The 11,192-nt window shown below is 72.8% G+C and carries 11 protein-coding genes; 8 read left to right on the top strand and 3 right to left on the bottom strand.

Annotated features, from left to right (window positions below):
* Nucleotides 1–107 precede the first annotated feature (107 nt).
* The 6 genes from OIE67_RS32315 to OIE67_RS32340 all read left to right on the top strand — a co-directional run bounded on the left by OIE67_RS32315 (nt 108) and on the right by OIE67_RS32340 (nt 7,096).
* Nucleotides 108–1,550 (top strand): amidohydrolase, encoded by a 1,443-nt coding sequence (locus OIE67_RS32315; RefSeq protein ID WP_326627554.1) that lies wholly within the window; start codon nt 108–110, stop codon nt 1,548–1,550.
* A 135-nt stretch (nt 1,551–1,685) separates the two neighbouring features.
* Nucleotides 1,686–3,269 carry a peptide ABC transporter substrate-binding protein gene (locus OIE67_RS32320; protein ID WP_326627556.1) on the top strand — a complete coding sequence of 528 codons (1,584 nt, stop codon included), beginning with the start codon at nt 1,686–1,688 and terminating at the stop codon, nt 3,267–3,269.
* Nucleotides 3,270–3,278: 9 nt separating this feature from the next.
* Nucleotides 3,279–4,208, top strand: coding sequence for an ABC transporter permease (locus OIE67_RS32325; protein ID WP_326627558.1), 930 nt, complete (start codon nt 3,279–3,281; stop codon nt 4,206–4,208).
* Nucleotides 4,174–5,085, top strand: coding sequence for an ABC transporter permease (locus OIE67_RS32330; protein ID WP_326627560.1), 912 nt, complete (start codon nt 4,174–4,176; stop codon nt 5,083–5,085). Before OIE67_RS32325 ends, OIE67_RS32330 begins: the two co-directional genes overlap by 35 nt.
* A complete protein-coding gene (locus OIE67_RS32335) occupies nt 5,082–6,083 on the top strand; it encodes an ABC transporter ATP-binding protein (protein ID WP_326627562.1) in 1,002 nt (333 codons plus the stop codon). The genes OIE67_RS32330 and OIE67_RS32335 overlap by 4 nt, the downstream gene beginning before the upstream one ends.
* Nucleotides 6,080–7,096, top strand: a complete 1,017-nt coding sequence (locus OIE67_RS32340) for an ABC transporter ATP-binding protein (protein ID WP_326627564.1) — start codon at nt 6,080–6,082, stop codon at nt 7,094–7,096. The genes OIE67_RS32335 and OIE67_RS32340 overlap by 4 nt, the downstream gene beginning before the upstream one ends.
* Before the next feature lie 8 nt (nt 7,097–7,104).
* Here the strand turns inward: OIE67_RS32340 and OIE67_RS32345 are convergent, their stop codons facing one another.
* Both OIE67_RS32345 and OIE67_RS32350 read right to left on the bottom strand, forming a co-directional pair.
* Complete coding sequence (locus OIE67_RS32345) at nt 7,105–7,653, bottom strand: hypothetical protein (protein ID WP_326627566.1); 549 nt, start codon at nt 7,651–7,653, stop codon at nt 7,105–7,107.
* A gap of 73 nt (nt 7,654–7,726) precedes the next feature.
* Nucleotides 7,727–8,629, bottom strand: coding sequence for an SDR family NAD(P)-dependent oxidoreductase (locus tag OIE67_RS32350; protein WP_326627568.1), 903 nt, complete (start codon nt 8,627–8,629; stop codon nt 7,727–7,729).
* A 36-nt stretch (nt 8,630–8,665) separates the two neighbouring features.
* On the opposite strand from OIE67_RS32350, the gene OIE67_RS32355 reads away from it, so the two are divergent.
* Nucleotides 8,666–9,241 (top strand): TetR family transcriptional regulator, encoded by a 576-nt coding sequence (locus tag OIE67_RS32355; RefSeq protein ID WP_326627570.1) that lies wholly within the window; start codon nt 8,666–8,668, stop codon nt 9,239–9,241.
* Nucleotides 9,242–9,310: 69 nt separating this feature from the next.
* A complete protein-coding gene (locus OIE67_RS32360; RefSeq protein ID WP_326627573.1) occupies nt 9,311–10,462 on the top strand; it encodes an acyltransferase family protein in 1,152 nt (383 codons plus the stop codon).
* Between the two features lie 7 nt (nt 10,463–10,469).
* On the opposite strand, the gene OIE67_RS32365 is transcribed toward OIE67_RS32360, so the two are convergent.
* Nucleotides 10,470–11,126, bottom strand: a complete 657-nt coding sequence (locus tag OIE67_RS32365) for a TetR/AcrR family transcriptional regulator (protein WP_326627575.1) — start codon at nt 11,124–11,126, stop codon at nt 10,470–10,472.
* Nucleotides 11,127–11,192 lie beyond the last annotated feature (66 nt).

The following is an 11,192-nucleotide window of genomic DNA, read 5'->3' on the forward strand; positions in this document are numbered from 1 at the left end:
GGTGGCGGGCCGTGAGCGGAGGGCTGTGGCGGCCCACAACGGGCGGCGGGTGAGATGTCCGGTTTCGACGATGAGGGCGCTCCGTCCCGCCCTCTAGCGTTCGTCGCATGCCTTCACTGCTGCTGCGCAACGCGCGGATCGGCCTGGGCGGCCCCATCCGCAACGTCCTGATCTCCGACGGCCGGATCGCCGAGGTGGCCACAGAGGTGACCACGGGGATGCCCGCCGAGTCGGTCGACGTGGCGGGCGGCACGCTGCTGCCCGGCCTGTGGGACGCGCACGTGCACATGCTGCAATGGGCGCAGACGCGGCGCCGGGTGGACGTCAGCGGCGCCCGTACCGCGAAGGAGGCCGTCGAGCTGGTCGTCCCGCACGAAGGCTGCACCACCGGCTACGGCTTCCGCGACGGCCTGTGGCCGGACGCGCCGCACAAGTCGCTGCTGGAGGCCGCCGCGCCGGGCCGGCCCATCGTCCTGCTCAGCAACGACCTGCACACGGGCTGGTTCAGCCCGGCCGCGCTGGCCTCCATCGGCAGGGGCGAGCACGAGACGGGCGTGCTGCGCGAGCACGAGTGCTACGAGGCGATGGCCGCGCTGCCGCTGCCGCCCGAGCGGGAGCTGGACCGGTGGGTGGCCGAGGCGACCACGGCCGCGGCGGCGCGGGGCGTGGTCGGCGTGCTCGACTTCGAGTTCGCCGACAACGTCACCGACTGGAGCCGCCGGGTCGCCGAGCAGCGGGTGGACGTGCGGGTCGCCTGCTCGATCCCGAAGGACCGGCTGGAGGAGGCCGTCGGGCGCGGGCTGCGCACCGGGGAGCCGGTCGCCGGGTCAGGGGGGCTGCTGGAGGTGGGTCCGGTGAAGATCTTCGTGGACGGCTCGCTCAACACCAGGACGGCCTACTGCGACGACCCGTACCCGGGCACCGGGGCTCGCGGCCTGCTGGAGACGCCGCCGGAGGAGCTGGCGGGCACGATGGGCCTGGCCTGGGCGCACGGCCTGCGGCCGGCCGTGCACGCGATCGGCGACCTGGCCACCAGCATCGCACTGGACGCGTTCGAGCGGGTCGGCTGCCCCGGCCGGATCGAGCACGCGCAGCTGCTGCGGCCGGGCGACTTCGCCAGGTTCGCCAGGCCGGGGCTGGTCGCCGGCGTCCAGCCCGCGCACGCGCCCGACGACCGGGAGGTGGCCGAGCTGCACTGGCCGGGCCGGACCGGCCGCGCCTTCGCCTACGCCGGCCTGCTGGCCGCCGGCGCCACGCTCGAACTGGGCTCCGACGCGCCGGTCGCGCCGCTCGACCCGTGGGACGGCGTGGCCGCCGCGGTCGCCAGGACCGACGACGAGCGCGCGCCCTGGCATCCGGAGCAGGCCATCTCGCTGCCCGACGCGCTCGCGGCCGCGGCCAGGGGACGGCGCGGGATCCGGGCGGGCGACCCGGCGGACCTGGTGATCACCGCCGGTGAACCCGCCGCGGCGGACCCGGCCGCGCTGCGCGGCGTGGAGGTGCTGGGCACGCTGCTCGGCGGGCGGTGGACCTACCGGCAACACCTGTGAAACACGGGGTTGACGGCGCTGTTCCAGCTCACAAAGCCGCGCCGCCCGGTTGAACCTTCCCGACAATGAACACCCGGCAGTGCTGTGGGACGCTCGTCCCCAAGCACGGCCCCCATCCTCGGAGGTGTCAAGCAGGTGTCCGTCAAGAAAGTCCTGGGAGCCGCCGCGCTGGCCGTCGCGCTGACGGCCTGTTCGTCCGGCGGCTCCGGCGGAGCCGGCACCCCGCAGGGGGAGAAATCCTTCTCGGTCGGCGTCACCACCTACTTCCTGTCCCACCTGACGCCCGGCAGGTCGGTCGCCAGCAACGTGGACTACGCCCTGTTCACGCCGCTGACCACGGTGGACGCGACCAGCGGCAAGGCGGTGAACGCCGTGGCCGAGTCGATCGAGACCGACGACAACGTGACCTGGACGGTCAAGATCAAGCCGGGGTGGACGTTCCACAACGGCGAGCAGGTCACCGCGCAGTCGTTCGCCGACTCGTGGAACGCGACGGCGTACGCCCCCAACGCCTTCGAGAACAACTTCATGTTCGCGCCGTTCAAGGGCTACGCCGAGCTGAACCCGGCCGACGGGAAACCGTCTGAGAAGACGCTGTCCGGGGTCGAGGTGGCCGACCCGGCCACGCTGAAGATCACGCTGACCAAGCCGCTGTCGCTGCTGCCGTACGTGCTGGCCCAGACGGCGTTCGCCCCCATGCCGAAGGCGGCCTTCGCGGACCTGCCCGGCTTCGACCGCAAGCCGATCGGCAACGGGCCGTACCAGCTGGACGGCGAGGGGCTGGCGGCCGGCGTGACGAAGGTCGCGCTGCGCAAGTTCGGCGCCTACCAGGGGCAGGCGGGCAACGCGGACCGGATCGAGGTCAAGTCGTACCAGGACGAGGCCGCCTCCTACCGCGACCTGCAGGCGGGCGCGCTCGACGTCAGCCTGGTCACCGGCAACAACCTCACCGACGCCGCCGCCCGGTTCAAGGACCGGCTGGTGCGCGTGCCGTTCCCCGCGGTGATCTACCTGGGCTTCCCGCTGTGGGACAAGCGCTTCTCCGACGTGAAGGTACGCCAGGCGTTCGCGCACGCCATCGACCGCGAGACCATCGTCAAGTCGCTGCTGCGCGGCTTCGGCCAGCCCGCCACGGGGCTGGCGGGGGCGAGCGTGCCGGGCGGCGGCGCGGCCGACTGCGCGGCCTGCTCGTACGACCCGGCCAAGGCCAAGGCGCTGCTGGCGGAGGCCGGCGGCTGGAGCGGCCCGCTCAAGCTGTGGACCTACCAGGACCCGGTGAACACGGTGGTGCTGGAGGCGGTCGGCAACCAGCTGCGGGCCAACCTCGGCATCGAGGCGGTGACGACGCAGACCCAGCCCGTCGACCAGCTCTACCCGAACCTGGCGGCCAAGAAGATCGACGGCCCGGTGCTGCTCTACATGGGCGCCGGCTACCCCCACCTGTACGCGCTGGCCGACCAGCTGTTCACCAAGACCTCGGCGTCCAACGTGACCGGCTACGACAGCCCCGAGTTCGCCAAGCTGATGGCCGGGGCGGCGAAGGCGGGCCAGGACGAGGCGATGGGCCTGACCCAGCAGGCGGCCAAGCTCGCGATGGACGGGCTTCCGCTCACACCGCTGTTCCAGCCCGTGGGCGGCCTGGCCTACTCCACCAGGGTGAGCGGCGTGAAGCCGGAGTTCCTCGGCGCCGCGGTCCTGTCCGCGGTCAAGGTCGGCTGAGGCGGGGACGTGGGGAAGTACGCGCTGCACCGGCTGCTCATGGCGCTCCCCGTGCTGCTGGGCACCACCTTCCTCATCTACCTGGCCGTCTACGCCCTGCCCGGCGACCCGATCCAGGCCCTGGCCGGGCCCAACAGGGCGCTGTCGCCCTCGGTCGAGCAGGCGCTGCGTGAGCGGTTCCACCTGGACGACCCGCTGCTCGTGCAGTACGGGAGCTACCTCAAGGGCCTGCTCTCCGGCGACCTCGGCATGAGCTTCGCCGGCCGGCCGGTCTCCGAGGTCATCGCGGCGAGCTGGCCGGTGACGTTCCAGCTCGGCGTGACGGCGTGGCTGTTCATGACGGTCCTGGGCGTGCTGCTCGGCACCGTGGCCGGGCTGCGGCGCGGCCGGCTCGCCGACGCTCTCGTCCTGGGCGGCACCACGGTCGTCATGGGCGTGCCGTTCTTCGTGGTGGCCTACGTCGCGCAGATCGTGCTGGGGGTCAACCTGGGCTGGCTGCCGGTCTCGGGCACGGACGCGGGCTGGCCGCTGGCGTACGTCATGCCCGGCCTGGTCCTCGCCCTCTACGGCCTGCCGCAGGTGGCCAGGCTGACCAGGACGAGCGTGCTGGACAACCTGAACGCCGACCACGTGGACACGGCGACCGCCAAGGGCCTGCGCCCGCGCGCGGTGGTGATCAGGCACGTGGTGCGCAACTCGCTGATCCCCGTCGTGTCGCTGCTCGGCGTGAGCCTCGGCTACCTGCTCAGCGGGACCGTGCTGATCGAGGGCATCTTCAACCTGCCGGGCCTCGGCTACCAGATCTTCACGGCGATCCCGCAGCACGACGGGCCGGTCGTCGTGGGCGTGGGAACCCTGCTCGTCCTCGTCTTCCTGCTGGTGAACCTCTTGGTGGACCTTCTCTATGGCATCCTCGACCCTCGCATCCGCCTCGGCTGAGGCCCCGCCCGCCGCCCGGCCGGGCCTGCTCGCCAAGCTGCGCCGCCGCCCCGCCTTCGCGATCTCCAGCGCCATCGCGCTGGTCGTCTGCGCGATGGCGGCGGTGCCGCAGGCGTTCGCCGGCTGGTTCGGCAGCGGGGACCCGCGCAAGTGCGACCTGGTGAACAGCGGCCTGCCGCCCGCCCCCGGGCATCCGTTCGGCTTCGACATCCAGGGCTGCGACCTCTACAGCAACGTCGTGTACGGCGCCCGTTCCTCCGTCCTCATCGCGCTGCTCGTCACGGCCGGCATGATCGTCGTCGCCGTGGTGCTGGGCAGCCTGGCCGGCTACTTCAGGGGCTGGGTGGACGCGGTGATCAGCCGGGTGATGGACGTGTTCTTCGGCTTCCCCGCGCTCGTCGGCATGATCGTGCTGCTCCAGGCGGCCAGCACGCACAACGAATGGACGGTGTCGGCGGTGCTGATCCTGTTCGGCTGGCCGGTGCTGGCCCGCGTCATGCGCGGCTCGGTGCTGGAGACCGCCACCAGCGAGTACGTGGCCGCCGCCCGCGGCGTCGGCGCCGGCACCGCCCGGATCCTGCTGCGCCACGTCCTGCCGAACGCGCTCGGCCCCGTCGCCGTGCTCACCGGGCTCAACGTGGGCGGCGTGATCGCCTCGGAGTCGGCGCTGACGTTCCTCGGCGTCGGGCTGCAGACCCCGGCGATCTCGTGGGGTGTGCAGCTCAACACCGCGCAGCAGTACTTCGTCACCTCCCCGCACCTGCTGATCTTCCCGTCGATCTTCCTCACCGTCACCGTGCTCAGCTTCGTCCTGCTCGGCGACTCGCTCCGCGACGCCTTCGACCCCCGCCTGCGCCAGGAGGTGGCCCGCCCGTGACCCGTCTGGAATCCCTGCCCGGCTACGACGCCGCCGCCCCTCTGCTGGCCGTCTCGGACCTGCGCGTGCGCTTCGGCGCCACCACGGTGGTCGACGGCGTCGGCTACGAGGTGGACGGCGGCCAGACGCTGGCCGTGCTCGGCGAGTCGGGCAGCGGCAAGAGCGTGACCGCCCGCGCGATCATGGGGCTGGTCCGGCCGCCGCGCGGCGCCGTCACGGCCGGGTCCGCGCGGCTGCGCGGGGTCGACCTGCTCACGCTGGCCGAGGAGGAACGGCGGCGGCTGCGCGGCACCACGATCGCCATGGTCTTCCAGGACGCGCTGTCGGCGCTCAACCCGGTGCTCAGCGTCGGCTACCAGATCGCCGAGCTGTTCCGGGCGCACCAGGGGCTGTCCCGCAAGGAGGCGGCCAGGCGGGCCGTCGAAGTGCTCGACCTCGTCCGCATCCCGTCCGCGGCGCGGCGGGCCCGCGACTACCCGCATCAGTTCTCCGGCGGGATGCGCCAGCGTGTGGGCATCGGGCTGGCCATCGCGCTGAACCCGCAGGTGATCATCGCCGACGAGCCGACGACCGCGCTCGACGTGACCGTCCAGGCGCAGATCATCCGGCTGCTCGGCGAGCTCCAGCGCGAGCACGGCACCGCCCTGGTGCTCATCACGCACGACATGGGCGTGGTCGCCGACATCGCCGACCGGGTCGCCGTCATGTACGCGGGGCGGGTGGTCGAGCAGGGCGCGGCGGCCGAGGTGTACGCGCGGCCGGCGCACCCGTACACGGAGGCGCTGCTCGGCGCGATCCCCCGGCCCGAGCTGCGGGGACGGCGGCTGGCCGTCATCCCGGGCGCGCCGCCGGATCCGGGCCGGCCCGAGCCCGGGTGCCGGTTCCGGCCGCGCTGCGGCTACGCCGGCGACGCGTGCGGGCAGCAGCCGCCCGCGCGGGAGATCGGTCCTGGCCGGCTCACGGCCTGCCACGAATGGGAGCGGGTGACCACGCCATGACGACGGCTGCCGAACGCGAGACGGTGCTCGACGTGCGTGACCTGGTCAAGCACTTCCCCGTCAGGCAGGGCGCGCTGCGGCGGACCGTGGGCCTGCTCAAAGCCGTGGACGGGGTGTCGCTGGAGCTGCGCAGGGGCGAGACGCTCGGCATCGTCGGCGAGTCGGGCTGCGGCAAGTCCACCCTGGCCAAGCTGCTGACCGCGCACGAACGGCCCACGTCCGGCCGGGTCACCGTGCTCGGCCGGTCACTGCACGACCTGCGCGGCGGGGAGCTGCGCCGGGCCAGGCGGCACGTGCAGCTCATCTTCCAGGATCCGTACACCTCGCTCGATCCGCGCATGACCGTCGCCGCCACCGTGCGCGAGCCGTACGACGTCAACCCGGACCTGGCCCCGCGCGGCGACCGGGACCGGCTCGTGCGCGAGCTGCTGGAGGCGGTCGGGCTCAACCCCGACCACGGCGGCCGCTATCCGCACGAGCTGTCCGGCGGGCAGCGGCAGCGGGTCGGCATCGCCCGCGCGCTCGCGCTGCGGCCCGAGGTGCTGGTGTGCGACGAGCCCGTGTCCGCGCTCGACGTGTCCGTGCAGGCGCAGATCGTCAACCTGCTGGAGGAGCTGCGCGAGCGGTTCTCGCTGGCGTACGTGTTCATCGCGCACGACCTGAGCGTGGTGCGGCACCTGGCCGACCGGGTGGCCGTCATGTACCTGGGCAAGGTGGTCGAGACCGGGTCTGAGGCCGAGGTGTACGAGTCGGCGGCGCATCCCTACACGCGGGCCCTGCTGTCGGCGGCGCCCGTGCCGGACCCGGCGGCGCGCGGCACCCGGCAGGAGATCGTCCTCGACGGGGAGCCGCCCAGCCCCGTGGACCCGCCGTCCGGCTGTTCGTTCCATCCGCGCTGCTTCATGGCGGAGGACGGCTGCGCGCGTTCCGCGCCCGTGCTGGAGCCCGTCGCCGGGGCCGGGCACCTGGTCTCCTGCCACCTGGCCCGCCACCCCGGTGGTGACGGGCCCTGAGGGCGGATCTACGCGGGGAAGTCCTTCGGGTTGACGCCGGTGGTCCGCGCCTTGCCGCCGCGGACCGGGTGCAGGGTCAGGGTGTAGATGGTGTACTGCCTGCCGGGCGAACGGAACCGCAGCCGGTCGTTGAAGCGCTGGTAGACGGGGTTGCGGGCGAACCTGCCCTTGGAGACGCTGAACCGGGAGCCGGTGGTGAAGTAGATCCGGTACGTGCCGTCCCTGACGTCCCTGACGGTGGCGGTGGACTTGGCGCGCACGTAGATGCTGATCGCCTTGGTCCTGCCCCTGACCAGGGCGACGACGCCGTCCCGCGACGTGCCGTTCTTGATCTTGAGCTGGTTCACCCCGCCGCCGAGGCGGTGGTAGAGGATCCGGCCGTTGGCCGGGCGGGCGGCCGCCGCGCTCTCGGCCTGGACGGTCACCGAGGTGGCCGCGCTCAGGCCGGCCGTCGTGGGGGCGGCGCCGGCCGGGGCGGTGGTGATCAGGCCACCGGCCAGCGCGACCGCCGCGACGACGCCCGCGCGCAGGGAAGTACGGTGGGGAAGTCTCTGCACAGTCAACATCTCCTTCGCGACCTTCGGTCACGGTAAAGATAGAAGAGACCGGACTTTACCGAAACCTGGTATTTCACAGGGGTTGGCTGTCGAGCCCGGAGATCCGGGCGCACAGGTCCCAGACGGCGTCCTGATGGGCCGGGTCCAGCGCGCTCGCGGGCCACGGCTTCCTGCGGCACCGGTCGTCGACGTACTCGCCGCTCACCCCGTCCAGCTCGGCGCTCGTGGCCGCGTACACGCTGGACCGGGCGGACCTGGTCAGATCGGACAGCAGCAGGGGCGCGACGACCTTCAGGATCAGCGGCGCGACCGGCCGGTAGAGGTACGGGAACGCCCGGATCGGCGTGTCCCGGTTCATCGGCGTGTAGCCGTGGCCCGGATAGACCACGTTCGCCGTCACTCCCGATTCGGCCAGCTCACGGGCGAGACGGATCGTCAGCGCCATCGTCATGGTCTTGGTGTGGTTGTAGTGGCTGAAGGTCCAGCCGCGCAGGCGGCGCTCCCCTTGCAGGTTGCCGTGGTCGATGGGCCCTCCGGGGATGCCGCCGGTCAGGTTGACCACCCGGGCGGCGGGCGCGCGCCGCAGAAGCGGCAGCAGCAGCCGGGTCAGCGCGTACGGGGCCAGCACGTGCGCCGCGAACATCAGTTCCACGCCGTCGGGGGTCAGGCGGCGGCCGGGCGGGTTGACGCCGACGTTGTTGACCAGCACGTCCAGCCGGTCGTACCGGCCGGCCACCGCCGCGGCGAGGTGGCGCAGCCCGTCGAGCGCGGTGACGTCGGCGGTGACGGCGTCCACCCTGTCGTGCCCCGCGCTGTCGCCGATCTCGCGGACGGCCTGGGCCGCGCGCCGGCGATCGCGCCCGGCGAGCACGACCGACGCTCCCCGCCGGGCCAGCTCGCGGGCGGTCTCCATGCCGATCCCCCCGGTGCCGCCGGTGATGAGGGCCACTCTGCCATTCATGTCACTCGATGCCATGAACGTCACTATATGCCAGTCGGTACACTCGGGCGCATGGCAGGGCTGAGAGAACGCACCCGTCGGGCCGTCCAGGCCGAACTGGCCGCCGTGGCGCTGGAGCTGTTCACCGAACGCGGCTTCGACGACGTCACGGTGGACGACATCGCCAGAGCGGCCGGGGTGTCCAAGCGCAGCTTCTTCCGCTACTTCCCGGCGAAGGAGGACGCCGTGTTCGGCGGCGTGCGGCTCATGGGCGACGACATCGCCGAGCAGATCACCGGCCGCCCGGCGGGCGAGCCGGCCTGGGAGTGCCTGCACGCGGTGCTGCGCGAATGGGTGGCCCGGATCGACGCCGGGAGCAGGGCCGCCCTGCGGGTGATCGAGAGCACGCCCGCGCTGCGGGCCCGGTTCCAGCAGAAGCGCGAGGAGGCGCGGGGACGGATCGCCGAGGCGCTGGCCGAGCGCACCGAGCTCGACGCCTTCGCCGTCGACCTGCTGACCTCGGCCGCCGCGACCGCCATCGACTGCGCGGCGCGCGAATGGCTCCGCACCGGCGGCGCGGAGGACGAGCGGCTGAAGCTGGTGGACACCGCGTTCGACCGGCTCCGCCCCGCCTGCGCCGGCTCCTGATCTCGGGCGGATTCCCGCCGGTGGACGGGCCAAGCCGCGCTATGTCGGTAATGCCGTACACTGCGGCAGATGCTTCTGGCCCCCGCCCGGCTGGCCTGGCTGGACGCCCTGCGGGGACCGGCAGCGCTGGCCGTCACCATGCACCACGCCGGATGGACGTTCATCCCGGGCGTCTGGGCGGAGGTGGATCGCAGGATCGATCTCGGCACGTGGGGCGTGTTCGTGTTCTTCCTGGTCAGCGGCTACATCATCCCCGCCTCCCTGGAACGGCGCGGCGACCTGCGCGCCTTCTGGACCGGGCGTGCCTTCCGGCTGCTGCCGCTGCTGCTGACCGCGTTCTGCCTGGCGTTCCTGCTCGTCGCGGCGGGCGTGCTGCCCGCGCCTCCTGGGCTCGGCGAGCGTCCGCCGCTGCTCGTCGCCTTAGGCAACCTGACCATGCTGCAGGAACTGCTGAACCTGCCCGCGGTCATCAGTGTGACGTGGACGCTGTCGTACGAGATGGCCTTCTACCTGCTGTGCGTCGCGTTGTTCGCGGTGCGGCAGGCGCACAGGTCGGCGGGGATCGCGATCGTCCTGGCCCTGCTGGCCGTGCCGATCGGCCTGCTGCTACCGAGGGCCGCGATCGGCGGCGGGGCCGATCTGGCCGCCGCGCTGCTCGGTCTCGCGGTGGTCGCGGCCGTCGCGCTGACCGTGCTGGGCCGCGGCACCGCGCGTACGGCGGGCGCGCTCGCGGGCGGCCTGCTGGCACTGGCGCTGGTGATCCTGGGCAGCAGGGGCGGCACCTGGCAGGGAGTGATCATCCTGGCCACGATGTTCGCGGGGACGGCGGTGTACCGCGCGGAGCAGGGGACGATCTCCCGGCCGGCCGCCACGGTCGCGGTGGCCGCGGCGCTCGGCTGCGGGCTGCCCGCCAAGGCCGATCCCGCCTGGGCGCCGGCGATCGTGCTGGCCTTCGGCGCGTTCGCGCTGGCGTACGCGCTGCGCCGGCGGCGCTTCCCGCGCTGGCTGGCGGGCCTCGGCGTGATCAGCTTCTCCCTGTATCTGCTGCATCCGCTGCTGCTGTACGCGAGCCCGAACCTGCCGGTCTACCTCCTCGTGCTGATCCCGCTCAGCCTGCTGACCTACCGGGTGATCGAGCTTCCGGCCCAGCGGCTGGGCAGGCGGCTGATCGCGAGCGGGCGCGGCGACCCGGCCGAAGCCTCACCCCCACCACCGCGGTAAGCGCCGCTCAGGAGCGGGCGCCCTTGCCGCTGAGGTAGCCGACGACCATCTCGCCGACCATGCGCCGCTGCCGGGCCCGGTGCTCGGCGGCGGTCATGTCGCGCCCGAACAGCGCGCCGAACGTGTGCTGGTTGGCCACCCTGAACACGCAGAACGCGCTGATCATCATGTGCACGTCGATCGCGTCGGCCTCGGTGACGAAGTCGCCCGACGCCTGCCCCGCGTCCAGGATGCGCTCGATCAGGTCGAGCACCGGCGTGCCCAGGTTGGCCAGCACCTCGGACTTGCGGATGTGCTCGGCGCGGTGCACGTTCTCGATCGCGACGAGCTGGATGAACTCGCGGTGCGCGTCGTGGTGGTCGAAGGTCAGCTCGGCCAGCGTGCGGATGGCCTCGACCGGCGCCAGGTGCTCCACGTCCACCGTGCGCTCCGCGGCGCGCACCTCGGCGTACACCTTCTCCAGCACGGCGATGTAGAGCCGCTCCTTGCTGCCGAAGTAGTAGTAGATCATCCGCTTGGTGGTGCGCATGCGGGCCGCGATCTCGTCGACCCGCGCGCCCGCGTAGCCCTCGCGGGCGAACTCGCGCTGCGCGACCTCCAGGATCTCCGCTTTGGTCCGGTCGGCGTCCCGCTGGCGTTCGGCGGCGGCGGGGGGCGAGGTCATTGGCTCATCATAGATCCGCCCGCGGGCCTGACGGCGAGCCGGCCGCCGGCGCCGGCCCCGTTCCCG

The organism is Nonomuraea fuscirosea, assembly GCF_035917475.1.
Classification (GTDB): Bacteria; Actinomycetota; Actinomycetes; order Streptosporangiales; family Streptosporangiaceae; genus Nonomuraea; species Nonomuraea fuscirosea.

Excerpts from the sequence above, each read along its gene's own strand:
- OIE67_RS32360 (WP_326627573.1), top strand. The coding sequence starts at position 9,311 with ATGCTTCTGGCCCCCGCCCGGCTGGCCTGGCTGGACGCCCTGCGGGGA.
- OIE67_RS32330 (WP_326627560.1), top strand. The coding sequence starts at position 4,174 with ATGGCATCCTCGACCCTCGCATCCGCCTCGGCTGAGGCCCCGCCCGCC.
- OIE67_RS32350 (WP_326627568.1), bottom strand. The coding sequence starts at position 8,629 with ATGGCATCGAGTGACATGAATGGCAGAGTGGCCCTCATCACCGGCGGC.
- OIE67_RS32340 (WP_326627564.1), top strand. The coding sequence starts at position 6,080 with ATGACGACGGCTGCCGAACGCGAGACGGTGCTCGACGTGCGTGACCTG.
- OIE67_RS32315 (WP_326627554.1), top strand. The coding sequence starts at position 108 with ATGCCTTCACTGCTGCTGCGCAACGCGCGGATCGGCCTGGGCGGCCCC.
- OIE67_RS32355 (WP_326627570.1), top strand. The coding sequence starts at position 8,666 with ATGGCAGGGCTGAGAGAACGCACCCGTCGGGCCGTCCAGGCCGAACTG.
- OIE67_RS32365 (WP_326627575.1), bottom strand. The coding sequence starts at position 11,126 with ATGACCTCGCCCCCCGCCGCCGCCGAACGCCAGCGGGACGCCGACCGG.